8 protein-coding genes and 1 CRISPR repeat array are annotated in these 16,620 nt (G+C 68.3%); of the genes, 6 read left to right on the top strand and 2 right to left on the bottom strand.

What is annotated here, in order from left to right:
• The first annotated feature begins 138 nt into the window (after positions 1–138).
• The 6 genes from NI17_RS20585 to brxD all read left to right on the top strand — a co-directional run bounded on the left by NI17_RS20585 (position 139) and on the right by brxD (position 13,347).
• The gene (locus NI17_RS20585; RefSeq protein WP_068692657.1) at positions 139–981 is read left to right on the top strand and encodes a helix-turn-helix domain-containing protein; all 843 of its coding nucleotides are present in this window, start codon (positions 139–141) and stop codon (positions 979–981) included.
• 10 nt (positions 982–991) lie between these two features.
• Entirely contained in the window at positions 992–1,183 is a 192-nt protein-coding gene (locus NI17_RS20580) for a DUF397 domain-containing protein (protein WP_068692656.1), read from the top strand.
• Between the two features lie 161 nt (positions 1,184–1,344).
• Positions 1,345–5,037: a BREX-2 system adenine-specific DNA-methyltransferase PglX gene (gene pglX / locus NI17_RS20575; protein WP_068692655.1), complete on the top strand. Its 3,693-nt coding sequence runs from the start codon at positions 1,345–1,347 to the stop codon at positions 5,035–5,037.
• Positions 5,038–5,192: 155 nt separating this feature from the next.
• Positions 5,193–9,041 carry a BREX-2 system ATPase PglY family protein gene (locus tag NI17_RS20570; RefSeq protein ID WP_068692654.1) on the top strand — a complete coding sequence of 1,283 codons (3,849 nt, stop codon included), beginning with the start codon at positions 5,193–5,195 and terminating at the stop codon, positions 9,039–9,041.
• Entirely contained in the window at positions 9,041–11,830 is a 2,790-nt protein-coding gene (gene pglZ, locus NI17_RS20565) for a BREX-2 system phosphatase PglZ (RefSeq protein ID WP_243597555.1), read from the top strand. The genes NI17_RS20570 and pglZ overlap by 1 nt, the downstream gene beginning before the upstream one ends.
• Positions 11,831–12,018: 188 nt before the next feature.
• Positions 12,019–13,347 carry a BREX system ATP-binding protein BrxD gene (gene brxD, locus NI17_RS20560; RefSeq protein ID WP_068692653.1) on the top strand — a complete coding sequence of 443 codons (1,329 nt, stop codon included), beginning with the start codon at positions 12,019–12,021 and terminating at the stop codon, positions 13,345–13,347.
• Between the two features lie 278 nt (positions 13,348–13,625).
• Positions 13,626–14,027: a CRISPR direct-repeat array (repeat unit 37 nt; unit sequence GTTTCTATGCCCTTCGGGCTTTGACGTCCTTTGGACC).
• Between the two features lie 186 nt (positions 14,028–14,213).
• Here brxD and cas2 read toward each other — a convergent pair.
• Positions 14,214–14,516 (bottom strand): CRISPR-associated endonuclease Cas2, encoded by a 303-nt coding sequence (cas2, locus tag NI17_RS20555; protein WP_068692652.1) that lies wholly within the window; start codon positions 14,514–14,516, stop codon positions 14,214–14,216.
• A 6-nt stretch (positions 14,517–14,522) separates the two neighbouring features.
• A complete protein-coding gene (gene cas1, locus NI17_RS20550; RefSeq protein ID WP_084012720.1) occupies positions 14,523–16,409 on the bottom strand; it encodes a CRISPR-associated endonuclease Cas1 in 1,887 nt (628 codons plus the stop codon).
• Between the last annotated feature and the right edge of the window lie 211 nt (positions 16,410–16,620).

Here is a 16,620-nt window from a genome sequence, read left to right as displayed (position 1 = left end):
CCCATACTGAATCCTAGAAATCTAGATCTCAAGCTCTATGCTTTAGATCGCTATCCATAGATTGCTAAATGTCCGTTTTCTCGTTGGGGGACTACCATCAGCACGTTCAGGAACCAGCGTGGGAGAGGAAGAAAGCGCATGGCGGCAAGCCCGACGATCCGGCGACGCCAGCTCTCCGCGATCCTCCGACGCCTGCGCAAGGACGCCGGGCTCAGCCTGGAGGAGGCGGCAAAGCGGCTCGAATGGTCGAGGGCCAAACTCGGGCACATCGAGACAGGTGAGCGGAAGAGGCTCAGCGTCGTCGAAGTCAAAGCGCTGATGCAGGAGTACGGCGTGAACCCGAGCGACCCCAGGCACGACGCTGTGCTCTCCCTGGTCCGACAGGCTCAGAAGCGCGGCTGGTGGACGCGCTACGACGACATCCTCACTGGCTCGTACGTCGAGTTGGAGGCGGAAGCGACCCACATTGCCAACTACGAGGCTTCCGGTGTTCCGGGACTGTTGCAGACTCCCGGCTATGCCCGACTCCTCCAACGCGCACGGCTGTGGCGCAACCCCGAGGACATCCAGCGCGCTGTCGAAGCCCGCATGAAGCGTCAGGAGATCCTCACGGGTGAGAACCCGCCGGAACTGTGGGTCGTGATCGAGGAGCACGCACTCCAGCGTCTGGCTGGCGCTCCCGATGTGATGCGGGAGCAGATCGAGCACCTGGTCGATCTCGCCGACTCCTCCAGTCACGTCACGATACAGGTGCTGCCCACCAGTGCCGGAGTCCACGCGGGTGTGGCCGGACCATTCGTGATCATGGAGTTCCTGGAGCCCGCATCCCCGATCGTCTACCTGGAGACGTTCACCGACGGCCTGTACCTGGAGCGCCCCGAGGAGATCGCCCTATACAGGAAGCTGTGGGATCACATACGTAGTTCCGCCCTGGACGAGGAACGAACGATCCCCTACCTGAAGCAGATGATCAGACGATAGAGAGACCACCATGCACGTGTTTCCTGACGGCGCTCGCTGGCGCACTTCGAGCTACACCCAGCAGCAGAACTGCGTCGAGGTCGCCGATGCCCCCGGTGTCACCGCCGTTCGCGACACCAAGAACCGAGAGCAGGGAAGTCTGCTCTTCTCCTCCACCGAGTGGCGTGCCTTCATCGACGCCGTCAAGCGGGACACGTTCTGAACAACGAACGGAAGCCCTCGGCGGTCAGAACCGCCGAGGGCTTCCGTGTACTCGTTCCGCCGTCATGCTATCCCGAATTGTGGCCGTGAAGAAGATCCCCGTGACCTGGCAGGATGAAAGGACGTGTGCCCAGAAGACGTGAACTGAACAGGGAGGCGCCGGTGGCGGGCCGGAAGGCGGAGCAGGGCGGACTGCTGGGTGACCTGCGCAAGCAGGTCGCGCTGCTGGAGGAGGATCTACGCTCCCGCAGCGAGGAACCGGAATTCAGATTCCCCCTTGACAGGGAGTACCGGGAGGCGCGTGAGGCGGGCCGCACCGCCGCCGCCTACGAGTCCTGGCGGGACGAGCGGGTGACCCAGGTGGCGGTGGCCTGGGTGCTGGGAACGCTGTTCGTGCGGTTCTGCGAGGACAACGAACTGATCGAACATCCCTGGATCGCCGGACCGGGCGACCGACTGGAGTTGGCCGAAGCCCGGCACGACGGCTTCTTCCGGGACAACCCCGAACTCAACGACTGCGACTGGCTCATCGCCGCCTTCACCCACCTGGCCGACTGCCACCCCACAGTCGCCGGACTGTTCGACCGGAAGTACAACCCGCTGTGGCAGATCACCCCCGGCTACGAGGCTGCCAGCGCCCTGCTCTCCTTCTGGCGTCGGCGCGGTCCCAACGGTGAACTCGTCCACGTCTTCGAGGACCGGGAGAACCTGGACACCCGCTTCCTCGGCGACCTCTACCAGGACCTGAGCGAGCACGCCCGCAAGACCTACGCCCTGTTGCAGACTCCTGACTTCGTCGAGGAGTTCATCCTTGACCTCACCCTGAATCCCGCCATCGAAGAGTTCGGCCTGGAACCAGAGCTTGAGGTCAAGAACGCTGCCGGTGAGGTGGTTTGGCACCACAGGGGCCTGCGCACCATCGACCCCACCTGCGGCAGTGGCCACTTCCTGATCGGTCTGTTCACCCGTCTGCTGGAGAAGCACCGCGAGGCTGCTGGACCGGAGACTGACGACTGGGAACTGATCCGCAAGGCGCTGAACTCGGTCCACGGCTGCGACAAGAACCCGTTCGCAGCCAGTATCGCCCGGTTTCGCTTACTCATCGCCGTTCTCAAGGAGGCAGGGGTCCGGCACTTGAACCAGGCTCCGGAGTTCCCCATTCACGTCGCAGTGGGCGACTCACTGCTGCACGGTCGAGGATCGGAAAGCGTCACGGGCGATCTTTTCTCCCCTGAGAAAGAGACGTTCGCCTACTCCACCGAGGACGTGTGGGACTACTCCAAACGTGTAGATCTCCTCGGAATTAACAGCTACCACGCGGTTGTGGGAAACCCTCCTTACATCACGGTCAAGGACAAGCAGGAGAACCAGAACTACCGGGATTCATATAAGGACGTCTGCTCCGGCAAATACGCACTCTCGGTTCCATTCGCAAAGCGCTTCTTCCAACTGGCGGTAGGTAGGGATGACCGCCGTACTGCGGGATCTGGATTCGTCGGACAGATCACCGCAAACTCGTTCATGAAACGCGAGTTCGGGAAGAAGCTTATCGAAGACTACTTCCACTCCAAGGTCAACCTCACCCACGTCATCGACACCTCCGGTGCTTACATCCCCGGCCACGGAACTCCGACCGTCATCCTCGTCGGGCGCAACAGCCTCTGGAGCCCCGGAAGTACTGTCCGCGCAGTCCTAGGAATCCGAGGAGAGCCCACCCAACCGGGCAACCCCGCCAAGGGCATGGTCTGGCAAGCCATTGTCAAACAAATTGACCAACCGGGCAGCGAAAGCGAATGGGTAAGCGTTACTGACTTGGATCGAGAGGCCCTGCGCCACCACCCGTGGAGCCTAAGTGGTGGGGGTGCTGCCAACCTCTTCAGTCTTCTGGAAGAAAACCGAAAGAGGAAGCTAGGTCAGACAACGCCTCTCATCGGCGTTTTTGGAATGACCAATGCAGACGATGTCATGCTGGCCCCAAAGGAAAGCTGGCTCCGCAAAACCGGAAAATCTGACTGGGCAAAGAGAATTGTCCTGGGCGACGAAATCCGAGACTGGTCACTAGCCAACGGCCTCGAAAGCTTCTTCCCTTATGACCAAAATGGAAAACTCCTCCCCCTAGAAAAAGTTAACTTCATAAAATGGATGTGGCCAACCCGAACCTTGATCGGAAATCGTGCAACATTCAGCAAGAAAACTTATTTTGAAGAAGGTCGCCCCTGGTACCAGTGGCATCAGGTAACCTGGCGATCTGATGCTCATCATTTCTACATCACTTTTGCCTTTGTGGCCACGCACAACCACTTCGTGCTGGACCGTGGCGGCAAGGTATTCAACCGTTCCGCTCCGGTGATCAAGCTTCCCAAAGATGCCACGGAAGACCAGCACCTGGAACTCCTTGGAGTATTGAACTCATCAACAGCGTGCTTCTGGCTCAAGCAGGTCAGCCACAACAAGGGAAGTACCGTAGATTCCAAAGGGGCACGTCAGACAACCATTCCCTGGGAAGACTTCTACGAGTTCACTGGAACCAAACTCCAAGAGTTCCCCCTCCCCGTCTCCCTCCCCTTGGAGTGTGCCCGCGAACTCGACTCTCTCGCCCAGCGGCTGTCCGTCCTGGAACCCTCCTCCGTCATCGAGTCCGCCACCCCCACCCGTGCTCGCCTGAACGAGGTCCGGGCCGAGTACGCCGCCGTCCGTTCCCGGATGATCGCTCTCCAGGAGGAACTGGACTGGGACGTCTATCACCGCTACGGCCTTCTCAACGACGCCGAGCACGCCGAACTGGTGCTTTCCGACACCGCCGACGTCCCCGACATCAAGCTGGGTGAGCGGGCCTTCGAGATCGTGCTCGCCCGCAGGATCAAGGCGGGTGAGGCGACCAGCGAGTGGTTCAACCGTCACGGCTCCACCCCGATCACCGAGATCCCCTCCCACTGGCCCGACGCCTATAAGAAGATCGTCGCCAGGCGTATCGAGGTCATCGAGTCCCGCAAGGACATCGCGCTCCTTGAGCGTCCCGAGCACAAACGCCGCTGGCAGTCCGAGCCGTGGGAGAAGAAGGAGAAGGCCGCTCTCGAATCCTGGTTGCTGGACCGGTGCGAGGACCGTGCCCTGTGGTTCCGGGACCGGGACGGGCTGGCCGACGTGCCCTGCGCGATGACGCTCGCCGAGCTGGCCGACGCGCTCGTCCGCGGTGCGGGCGGGGCCGAGGTGGCGTCCGTCGCCGAGCTGTACGCCACCGACCACCTCGGCCGACCCGACGCGCGGCTGGTGGAGGTGCTGGAGAAGATCACGGCCGACCAGCACGTGCCCTACCTGGCGGCGCTGCGCTACAAGCCCTCCGGGCTGCGCAAACGCGAGCAGTGGGAGGAGGTCTGGGACCTCCAGCGCGAAGAGGACGCGCTCAACGCCGACCTCGCGGAAGGCGAGAAGGAGAAGCGCCTCGACATCCCCGTGCCGCCCAAGTACACCTCCGCCGACTTCCGCAAGCCGTCGTACTGGGCCAACCGCGGCAAACTCGACGTGCCTAAGGAACGCTTCGTCTCCTACCCGGGTGCCGGTCCCTCCTCGGATCCCACCCTGGTGGTGGGCTGGGCCGGGTGGAACCACCAGCAGCAGGCCGAAGCGCTCATGCGGCTGGTCGAGGACCGGGTGGAACGCGACAACTGGACCGGTGAGCAGCTCACGCCCCTGCTCGCCGGAATCCGGGAACTGCTGCCGTGGGTGCAGCAGTGGCACGGCGACTACGACCCCGACTGGGACGGCAGCCCCGCCGAGCAGATCGCCCAGTGGCTCGCCGACCAGCAGGAACGCCACCGCCTCACCGACGACGACCTCTCCGACTGGCGTCCCTGAGTGACGCTGCCGGGCCGCCGCTCCCCGCGACCGGGCGGGGGCGGCGGTCCCCGTTCCCCTGTCTCCTCCCGGCCGTCGGCGCCCCGCACTAGCATCGGAACCGAGCCGTCCCCCGAACCGCCCCTGGTAGCGACCCGAAGGGAACCGCGACGCGCATGTCCCCCACCACCGACGTCTACCTCCGCGACGTCCTGGACATCCCCGCCCCCGACGACGTCCACGCCGGAGACTTCAAAGTCGAACTGTCCGGCGGATTCCACGAAACCGCCGCCCGCGTCGACGAGTACGTCGTCACCGACCAGTTGCGCACCGCCTTCCAACAGGCCCTCAACCTGGTCCGCGCCGCCGTGCGCGACAACGCCTCACACGCCGCCTACCTGCACGGCTCGTTCGGCTCCGGTAAGAGCCACTTCATGACGGTGCTGCACGCCGTCCTGCACCGGCACCCCGCCGCCCTCGACAAGCCCCGGCTGCGCGAGATCATCCTCGACCACGACGCCTGGCTGCGCGAACGCCGCTTCCTGATGGTGCCCTACCACCTGGTCGGCGCCACCGACCTCGACTCGGCGCTGCTCGGCGGATACGTGGCCGCCGTCCGCAGGCAGCACCCCGAAGCGCCCACCCCCGCCGTCTACCGCGCCGACGCGCTCCTCGACGACGCCCGCGCCAACCGCGCCGTCGAAGGCGACGACCTGTTCATCCGCAAACTCGCCCACAGCGGCGGCCCCGACCCCGACGATGACGACCTGGCGCCCCTCGACGACGACCTCGCCCCGCTGGACGCGGCGGACACCGGGTGGACCAGCGAACTCCTCGACCGCGCCTTCGCCGCACCGCACGGCGACCCGCTGCGGGAACGGCTCGTCTCCGCGCTGCTGTCCGGGCCGATGAAGGCGTACGCGCGCGGCGCCAGCGGCGACGCCGACGCCTTCCTGCCGCTCGACGACGGGCTGTCCGTCATCAGCCGCCACGCCCAACGGCTCGGCTACGACGGCATCATCCTGTTCATCGACGAGCTGATCCTGTGGCTGCAGTCCCACATGTCCGACCAGGACTTCGTGAAACGCGAGGTCAACAAGCTCGTCAAGATCATCGAGTCCGGCAACGCCGACCGGCCCGTGCCCCTCGTCTCCTTCATCTCCCGGCAGCGGAACCTCTCCCAACTCGTCGGCGAGGACGTCACCGGCATCGAGGTGAAGAACCTCGAAGCCCAGGTCGAGTACCTCGCCGAACGGTTCGACGTGATCAACCTGGAGGACCGCAACCTGCCCGCCATCATCAAGGAGCGGATCCTCAAACCCCGGCCCGGCGCCGGCGAGATCATCGACGCCGCGTTCACCGGCGTGGAACGGGCCGGCGCCGAGGTTCGCGACGCGCTGCTCGACGCCCAGGGCGCCACCGGGGCCGACTGGGACGACTTCCGCGCCGTCTACCCGCTCACTCCCGCCCTGCTCAACGTGCTCGTCGCGCTGTCGGGCGCGCTGCAACGAGAACGCACCGGTCTCAAACTCATCCAGGACCTGCTCGGCCGCCGCCGCGACGACCTGAAGATCGGCCAGGTCATCCCGCTCGGCGACCTGTGGGACGTGCTCGCCGCGGGCATGGGCGGCGCGTTCACCGAACGGTTGAAGAAGGAAGGCGAACAGGCCGTCCGCTTCTACGACAGGGTCGAGGCGTACCTGCGGGAGAAGTACGGGGCCGACGACCCGCGCTACGTCAGCGACCTGCGTCTGGTGAAGACCCTGCTGCTCGCCTACCTGGCTCCCGACGTCGCCGCGTTCACCCGGCTCACCGGGCGGCGGCTCGCCGCGCTCAACCACGGTTCCATCAAACGCACCCGCGTCCTCGACGACGCCCGCCTCGCCACCCGGCACCTGCGGGAGCTCCAGGCCGAGTTCGGGGAGCTGCGCGCCGACGGCGACGAGGACCCGGTGTTCAACCTGCACCTGTCCGACCTCGACGTCGAACCTCTGCTTGACCAGGTCGCCGACCATGACACCCCCGGCGCCCGCCTCCGCTGGGTCCGGGAAACCCTGTGGAAGGAGCTCGGCGTCACCGACACCGGCGAGTTCGTGTGCAAACGCGAGGTGGTGTGGCGGGGCAGCCGACGCACCGCCGAGTTCGTGTTCGGCAACGTGCGCGACAGCCAGCGCCTCCCCGACCAGGAGTTCGAGCCGAGTGTCACGGGACACGTCCGGTTCGTCCTCGACTACCCGTTCGACCAGCCCGGCCACTACCCCAGCGACGACGCGCAGCGCGTCCACCGGCTGCGGCAGGACGAACGCAACCACCACCCCACCGTGGTGTGGCTGCCCGTCCACCTGTCGCCGCAGCGCGCCGCCCAGCTCGGCCGCCTCATTCGCATCAACCACCTGCTGGAACGCGACCGCCTCGACGACTACGCCACCCACCTGTCCACCGACGACCGGATGCGGCTGCGCAACCAGCTCAAGGCGCAGCGGGACAGCCTCGAATCGCAGCTCACCACCGTCCTCGCGCAGCTCTACGGCATCGCCCGACTCGACGAGGCCAACACCAGCACGCCCCTGCCCGAGGAGGGGCACGTCATGAGCCTGCTGCCCGACCACCGGCCGCGCCTGGCCGGCGGCGGCGGATTCGAAACCGCCCTGTACGGGCTGGTCGACAACCTGTTCGACCACCTGTACCCCCAACACCCCGACTTCGACCCTCGCACCACCCGCAAAGCCGTCGACGTGCGGGACCTGCGTGCCGTCCACTCCTGGATCAGCCGGGCCATGGAGGACGGGTCGCGCCGCGTCACCGTCGACCGCAACCAACTCTCGCTCGTCAAACGGATCGTGCACCCGCTGGAACTCGGCGAGGTCCACGACGGTCCGCTGGTCCTCAGCACCGAGTGGCGCCGCCGCATCGACCAGATCGCCCACCAGAAGAACGCCGGACGCGACCTGTCCGTGGCGCAGCTTCGCGAGTGGATCGAGGAACTCGGCTGGACCGGGCTCGACACGCCCGTCCAGGATCTGATCATCGCCACCTACGCGCTGCTCTCCGACCGCGCGTGGGTCCACCCGTACCGGGGCGTGGAGTCCGCCCCGCCCGACATCGGCAAGATCAGCTCCGGGTACCTGCTCCGCCAGCAGGAACTGCCCGACGAAGCGGACTTCACCACCGCGCTGAACCGCGCCGGAGCCCTGTTCGGCGTCGGCGGCATCCCGCCGGTGCTGTTCGCGCGCAACGTCACTCGGCTCGCCGCGGCGGTGCGGGAGCAGGCCCGCGCGGCGGAACCCGACGTCAACGGCGTGTACTCCCTCCTCACCCGGGAGCAGAACGCCACCGTGCTCGGCCTGGTCGGCGCGTTCGACTCCCCCCGGCCGCTCGCCGCCCGGCACGCCGTCGACCTCGTCGAACGTGTCCTGCGACACACCGACGACACGCCGCTGGTGCGGGAGCTCGCCGCGGTCGCCTATGACGTCGACGACCAGACGCTCGGCCGGGCCGTCGGATCGGCGGGCCGGATGAAACGCGCCCTGGAAACCACCGACTGGCAACTCCTCGACCAGGTGCGCTCCCTCACCGGACGCGACGACACGGTGGGCGATGGTGCCAGGAAGACCATCAACGCCCTCGCCGAGGCGGCGCGCAGCTTCGACCACCCCGACGACCTCGCCGCCGCGCTGACCAAGGCCCAGCAGGAGGGGCGGAAACTCGTCAACCGGGCGCTGCAACTGGCCAACATCACCGACCCGCAGCCGACCCCCGACCCGCAGCCTCCCGTCGGCACCCCGAACCCGGTGGTCACCGACCCCGAGCAGGTGAGTCTCACCGAGCACGGCGACCCGCCGGTGTCCGCCACCGTCCGCTCCGGCGCCACCCGCCGCATCCCCGCGCGGAGCGCGCCCTCCGCCCTGGAACAGCAGATGGACGGCCTGCTCCAGGAGATCCGCGAATACGCGGAGCAGAACCCGGACGCCGAGATCCAGGTCACCTGGCGGGCCGTCGCCCCGGCCGACGGGGAGGACGCCTGATGGCCGCCCCGCAGGACACGTCCACCGTGCCCCTGCTGGGGCGGCGCATCCTCGAAGCGCTGCTCGCCCACCGGCTGTCCGCCGCGGGCCGCGACGGCGACCACCCGGACGCGCGGCGGCGGCTCGTCCTCGTCCACGGCCGCTACGACCCCGCCGACCCCACCGAGTTCACCGTCCGCGTCGACGGCGCCCCCCGCGACGTCACCGTCGCCCAGCACAGCTCGGTGCTCGGCATCACCGCCGCCTGGCACGACCACCGCGCCGCCGTCCCCGACGGCGACGGTCTGCTGGTGGTCGTCACCGGCGTGCCCGACGCCGCCCTCGGCTGGGACCTGCGCGGCCACGCCGTGCGGGGCCGCGTCCTCAACGCCGACCGCGTCGAGATCGTGCGGCAGCGGTTCGGCGCCACCCGCCTCGATCCGCGCATCCGCGCCGAACGGTGGCTCGTCGACGCCCTGCTCGACGCCGAACCCCGCGACGGGTGGCCGCAGGTCGGCGGAGTCCTCACCCGCGACACCGCGCTGCGCGCGCTCGCCGCCGCCCGCCTCGACCTGCCCGGCGGCGACGACACCGTGCCCGACGCCGACACGCTGCTCGCCTGGTCGCGCACCAGCACCGGACCCGACCGGTTCGCCGCGCTCGACCCCGCCGAGCAGACCGGTATCACCGACTGGCTGGCCGACGTCGCCGGACCCGCCGTCCGCCCGCTGATGGCCCTGGTCGCCGAGGGGCGCGGCCACGACGCCATGCCGCTCGGCGTGGTCGGCTCCGCCGTCCACAACACCGCCGGAGTCGACCTCGCGAAAGCGGGTTTTGCCCTGGGCACCCTGTTCGGCCGCGGCATCCCCACCGCCGACCTCCAGGCGTTCGCCGCTGTCGTGGAAGGCACCCTCGCCCGCTGGCTCGCCGACCACCGGCAGGACCGCTCCGTGCTGCGCGACCGGGCCTTGGAGGTGCTGCGGCGCGCCGACGCGCTCGCCGCCGACGCCGACCTCACCGACGCGCTCGCCGCCAACCCCTACCTGCCGTCGGCGTTCGAGGCCCGGCTGCGCGCCCTCGCCGACGCCCTCACCCGCTCCCCCGAGAACGCCGAGCACGCCCTCGCCCGGCTCAGGGAGCACCGGCTCGCCCCCCTGTGGCGGCGCCGGGTCCGCACCGCCGAGGCCGCCGTGCGCCTGGTGCGTCGCCTCGCCCACCCCGGCGCCGGTCCCACTTCGGTGGCCGACGGCGTCACCCGCCACCTCGCCGACTGGGGCTGGGTCGACGCCGCCCTCACCGTGCTGTGGGCGGGCGACGCGGACGCCGACGCGCACGTCGCCGCCGCCTACACCGCCGTCTGCCACCGGGTCCGGCAGTGGCGGGCCGAACTCGACGCGGAGTTCGCCCGACGGCTCGCCCAGTGGGCGCGCACCGCCGACCAGGCGCACACCACCGGCGGCTGCCTGCTCGTGGAGGACGTGCTCGCCGAGGTCGTCGCACCGCTCTACGGCGACCAGGTCGTGCAGCGGAAAGACGAGCGGGTCGCGCCGCTCGTGGTCGTCCTGGACGGCATGAGCAGCGCCGTCGCCGTGACCCTCGCCGCCGACCTCACGGCGCGCGGCGCCTGGGTGGAGGCCGGACGGCGGCCGGACGTACGCGACGCGGCCGTCGCGATGATCCCCTCCGTCACCCGCACCAGCCGGACCGCCCTGCTCAGCGGCGCCCCCGGCGAAGGCGGACAGGCCGCGGAGAAGGACGGGTTCGCCGCGTTCTGGCGGGCCCGCAGAATCCACGGCGCCGCCCTGTTCCACAAGGCCGACATCGCCGGGCACGCGGGACGGCGGTTCTCCGACGAACTGCAGACCGCGCTCGCCGACGCCTCGGTCGTCGTGGGCGTGGTGCTCAACACCATCGACGAGGCCCTCGACCACTCGCCGCAGGGCGACCGCACCGGGTGGCGGCCACACGACATCACCCACCTCGAAGAACTCCTCGACGCGGCCCGCTCCTACGGACGGCCCGTGGTGCTGGTCTCCGACCACGGGCACGTGCTGGACCGCGGCGACAGCACGCCTACCCGCGCCGCCGACGGCCCGGCGGAAGCGGCCCGCTGGCGCACCGGCACCCCGCAGGAAGGCGAGGTGACACTGTCGGGGCCGCGCGTGCGGGAGGGCGGCGGAACGGTCGTGGTGCCGTGGCGGGAGGACATCCGCTACACGCAGCGCAGGGGCGGCTACCACGGCGGCGCGTCGCTCGCCGAGATGACCGTGCCCGTCCTGGTGCTCCTGCCCTCCACCGAACTGCTGCCGAAGGGGTGGCAGGTGCTGGAACCGGACCGGGTGACCCCCGCCTGGTGGACGGGCGGCCCCGCCGAACGGCCCGCCGCCGCACCGGCGGCACCGGCCGGGCGGACGGCGGCGCCACCCGCGCCGCCGCGCGAGGAGCGGACCGCCGCCGCGCCCGCACCCGTGCCCGAACCCGCGCCGGAGGAGACGCGCTCCACGCTCGGTTGGCGGGTCGTGGAGTCGAAGGTGTACGAGGCGCAGCGCAAGTACGTGCCCGCCAAGCGGTGGACCCAGGCCAGGGTCGCGGCGGTGATCGACGCGCTCGTGGAGTCCGGGGGGACGATGTCCGCCACGGCGGCCGCCGCCCGGGCGGGCTTCCAGCGCACCCAGGCCACCGGGCTGATGACCGTGCTGCAACGCCTGCTCAACGTGGAGGGCTACCCGGTCCTGGAGATCATCGACAACGGCGCCCGCCTGCGGCTCAACACCCCGCTGGCCCGCCAGCAGTTCCACCTGGACCCGTAGTGACCCGTCCGCCCCGCCGGGGCGGGCGGTGACCAGGCGCGCCGCCGCCTCCTCTGCTGTCCGTGTGCCGCTGTCCACAGGTTGTGGACAGCGGCACACGGATGCCGCCTCGGCCGGGCCGGTCACGGCCCGCTCCGGCGTGGCGTATGTTCGGCGGTGGCGACCCAACGACACGGAGGTGAGAAGCAGTGGCCACCCCGGCGGACCCGGTCAGCGCGGCACGCCGCCGCGACGTGATCGACGCACTGCGGCGCGGCACCGTGCCCCAGGCCGGGCTCGACCTGTTCGCCGTCGGCCTGGAACGCTTCGAACGCGCCCTCGACGACGAGATCGCCACCGTCACCCGCGGCGGCGCCGCCTTCCACGCCATCCGCGGCGAGTACGGCTCCGGGAAGACCTTCTTCGCCCGTTGGCTCGCCGAACGCGCCAAACGCGCCGGACTGGCCGCCGCCGAAATCCAGATCTCCGAGACCGAGACCCCGCTGCACCGGCTCGAAACCGTCTACCGGCGGCTCACCGAACGGCTCACCACCGCCACCCACCCGCCCAGCGCGCTGCGCGCCGTCGTCGACTCCTGGTTCTTCACCCTCGAAGAGGAAGTCCTCGAAGCGGGCGAAGCCACCGAGGACGACCCCGAAACCCTCGCCCGCGCCGTGGACGCGCTGCTGGAGACCCGACTCGCCGACGTCGCCGTCACCACCCCCGGCTTCGCGGCGGCGCTGCGCGGCTACCACACCGCCCGCGAGAACGGCGACGCCGCCACCGCCGAAGCACTCCTTGCCTGGCTCGGCGGGCAGAAGTCCGTGGCCGCCTCCGCGCGGCGCGCCGCCGGGGTCCGCGGCGACCTCGACCACTACGGCGCGCTCGGCTTCCTCCAGGGGCTGCTGCGGGTCCTGCGCGACTGCGGCCACCCCGGGCTGCTGCTCGTCCTCGACGAGATCGAAACCCTGCAACGGGTCCGCGGCGACGTCCGCGAGAAGGGCCTCAACGCGCTGCGGCAGCTCCTCGACGAGATCGACGCCGGACGGTTCCCCGGCCTGTTCCTCGTCATCACCGGCACCCCCGCCTTCTACGACGGGCCGCAGGGCGTGCAGCGGCTCACCCCGCTCGCCCAGCGCCTCGCCACCGACTTCACCACCGACCCCAGGTTCGACTCGCCGCGCGCGGTCCAACTGCGGCTGCCCGGCTTCGACCTGCACCGGCTCGGCGAACTCGGCCGCCGGGTCCGTGACCTGTACGCGGGCGGCGCCCGCGACCCCGAACGGATCACCGACGTGGTCGACAACGCCTACGTCGCGGAACTCGCCACCGCCGTCACCGGCGGCCTCGGCGGCAAGGTGGGTGTGGCGCCCCGGCTGTTCCTGCGCAAACTCGTCGCCGACATCCTCGACCGCGTCGACGAGTTCCCCGACTTCGACCCGCGCCGCCACTACACGCTGACCCTCACCGCCACCGAACTCACCGACCCCGAACGCAACGCGGCCACCAGCGCCGACGACATCGACCTGGACCTGTGACCCGGGGGCGGCGCACGCCGCACCCAGACCCCACCGTCCCAGGGCCGGTTCTTCCCGGTGACGGCCACCTCGGACGGCGCCCCGCGACAGCCCTCGAACGCACTACCGAACTGTCACGGCCTGCGAACAGTCCGCTTCAGCGGCATACCGCGACGGCTGCGTACCGCGTACTGACTCACGAGCGGACAACAGCGCCTGGAGATTAACGGCAGCCCTCATTTATCGGACGGAACAAACCGGTCCTGGAAAACAGGCTGATATCGAGAACTTCCGACAGTGCTCTGATGCCCTTCGGGCTTTGACGTCCTTTGGACCTGGCGGCCAGGGACATGACCCAGGCGATGCTCTTCACGTTTCTATGCCCTTCGGGCTTTGACGTCCTTTGGACCGCCGTCCTCGGAGTGGTCTCAGTCCAGCTGGGCTGTTTCTATGCCCTTCGGGCTTTGACGTCCTTTGGACCAGGGGCGCCTTCCGGGGCGTCCCGGCCGCCATCATGGGGGTTTCTATGCCCTTCGGGCTTTGACGTCCTTTGGACCGGACAAACCAGAGCAGGGATAACCATTGAGCAAGAGTTTCTATGCCCTTCGGGCTTTGACGTCCTTTGGACCAGTTCTGCCCAAAATATCCGGGGAACCACCCCTATGTTTCTATGCCCTTCGGGCTTTGACGTCCTTTGGACCCCTGCCTGGTTTTCGGTCGGGCTGACCTGCGCTGACGATGTCCGTTTACGCGTGATCAAGTCCCCGCACTTCCAAGAGCAAGTGATCCAGGTCTCTTTTCTTGATTCTATGGCTGTTACCTGCGGTGATACGGTGCGCAGAAACCAGGGTTCTACGGGCTTTCCTCCAAATCGTGTACACCTCCCCTCAGATGATCCAGAAGTCGTCGCGTTCCTCAAGGCGACGGTTGCCGATGATGGTGATCTTGTCAAGGTCGGTGACTCGCAGCGGGTAGATGCGCACCTGGTCCTCGTCGGGGTCGACGAGGTCGGTGAGTCTCTGCTGAAGCTGGTCGAAGACGTGCGGAGTCTCCACGGCCGCCTCGAACACGCTGTACTGCACGCGCGGCCCGTAGCCGGACAGCAGTTCGGACACGTCGTCGCGGCGTTCGTTGTCGGCGATGTCATAGCAGATCAGGTAGAAGCGGCGGCGATGGGGATGGCGGCCCACGTGCGTTCACCGCCAGACCAGAGGCGTGTAGGCGGATTCGTCTCCCGCGATGACCGAGGCCATGAGACGGGCCTGCGCGACCAGGGCCATCCGGTAGGACACCCGGCGGCCCAAGCCGGGATGTCGGGCCAGAGTGAGCATGCGTTTCTCGTAGGCGGCCAGAAACGTCTTGAGGGTGTCCGGTTTCATTCGGCAGCCCTGCTCGCTGTCACCGGAAACGTCGAAGCCGTCCGGGGTGACCCTGCCGCCGAGCACCAGTCGGGTGACCACCGAGTCCACGATGACAGGCCGGAACTCCTCGATCAGGTCCAAGGCGAGACTGGCCCGACCGCGACGCAGTGCGTGCAGGAACCCCGCCTCGGGGTCGAGACCAGCGATGTGGCAGGCCACCACGGCATCATTGAGCAGAAGGGTGTAGCCGAATGACAGCATCGCGTTGACCTGGTCTGGAGGCGGACGCCGCCTGCGGTGGGTGAATCCCCATTCCGGACCGAACAGACGTCCCAGGCAGGCGAAGTAGTCGCGACTGGCCGCACCCTCGTGTCCCATCAGTTCCGTCAAGCTCCGTGCCCGCAACGCTCCCGTACGTGCCTTCAGCAGACGCGCCGACACTTCGGCGGTGTCCTCGGCCACCCCGTGACGGCGCCAGGCACGCAGCAGCGCGGTACGCAGGTTCGCGATCTTGCCCGCCACAAAAGACCGGGCATGAGCCAGCGCGGTCGCACCGTCGAGTGCGGCCTCGTACTGGGCGGCCCGCACGTGCACGTCACCGCCCAGGGCCCGGGACAGCCGCCCCTGGAACCGGCCGATGTCATCCAGCAGCACCAACTCCACCCCCTGGCGCAGCGCGCGGTGGACAAACGGCGTACTGAATCCGACCCGACCCACGGCGACCACCTGGCGAACCCGTTTGAGGTTCACCGACAGCAGCGTCTCCTCGCCGTGCTCCACCCGGACGCGGTCGCCTCGGCTACGCACCAGCGCCCCCGGAGTGGTGATGTACAAGGTGGCCTCCAACGGACTGGCCCGCTCCTCGGCGCGCACTCCGTCCCGCCCACCGAGCGTGCGCCCCAGAAACTCCACTCCCTCGTTGAACGACACGACTCGGGACTTGGCGTCGTTGAGCGCCAACCCCCACTCGGCCAGCACCTCACCGGCATCGGCCAGCGCCCGCTCAGCCGCACCACGTGACGGTGCCGGGATCGCGAAGTCGTCGGCATAGCGCAGCACCTGGTGGCCGCGTTCCAGCATGGCCCGGTCGAAGGTGTCCAGATACAGGTTGGTCAGCACCGGAGACAGCGCGCTGCCCTGGTGCAGACCCCGGCCGCGTCCGTCACGGACCCGGTGCGCGGCCGGACCCACCGCACGACGGGTGACAAGCTGCTGCACCAGCAGACACAACTCGGCATCGGGAACCAGTTCTCGCACTCGGGTCACCACCGGCCAGCGCGGGATCTCCTCGAAGCAGTCTTCGATGTCGGCGCGCACCACCCACCCGTTGCCCGCCTCCCGCGCCATCGCCAGCGCGTGCACCGCGTCATCCACCCCCAAGCCCTTGCGGTAGGCGAAACTCCACGGCAGCAGTACCGGATCCAGGTACGGTTCGACGACTTCCAGAATCGCACGCTCCACCACCCTGTCGGCCACCGCCGGAATCGCCAGCAGCCGCGACCCGCCAGAGGGTTTGGGCACCTCGATCGCCACCACCGGTTCGGGTTCGTACTCACCGGAACGCAGCCGTTGCCCCAAATCCAGCAGCCGCCGTAACGCGCCCTTCTCGAACTCGCGGACCGGAGGGGACTTCACCCCGTCATCGAGATCGTTCTCCCGTACCTCGTGCCAGGCCGAGGACAACACCTCCTCACTCGCCACCTTCGCCAACAAAGAACCCACCGGTGACCTCCCACGTCAGCGATTTGAGGGGTGCTGCTAGTGGACCATTGATATTCAATGGTCAAACTCTAGAGAGCTATCTAGAAGTGGCTCTGTTCAGGTTTGGAAAGTCCTCGAAACCTCAGAAGAGTGCACCATAATTCTTCTCGGACAGCAGGCTTCTATGCCCTTCGGGCTTGGACGGTCTTCGGAACGGCGAGGTCATCATTCC

Origin of the sequence: Thermobifida halotolerans (genome assembly GCF_003574835.2) — a bacterium.
GTDB classification, from domain to species: Bacteria; Actinomycetota; Actinomycetes; order Streptosporangiales; family Streptosporangiaceae; genus Thermobifida; species Thermobifida halotolerans.
The sequence above is the reverse complement of the archived record's forward strand: the minus strand, read 5'-3'. Positions and strand labels throughout refer to the sequence as shown.

What these genes read in the sequence shown, in the direction of transcription:
- NI17_RS20585 (WP_068692657.1), top strand. Translation starts at nt 139, where the DNA reads ATGGCGGCAAGCCCGACGATCCGGCGACGCCAGCTCTCCGCGATCCTC.
- NI17_RS20580 (WP_068692656.1), top strand. Translation starts at nt 992, where the DNA reads ATGCACGTGTTTCCTGACGGCGCTCGCTGGCGCACTTCGAGCTACACC.
- NI17_RS20570 (WP_068692654.1), top strand. Translation starts at nt 5,193, where the DNA reads ATGTCCCCCACCACCGACGTCTACCTCCGCGACGTCCTGGACATCCCC.
- pglZ (WP_243597555.1), top strand. Translation starts at nt 9,041, where the DNA reads ATGGCCGCCCCGCAGGACACGTCCACCGTGCCCCTGCTGGGGCGGCGC.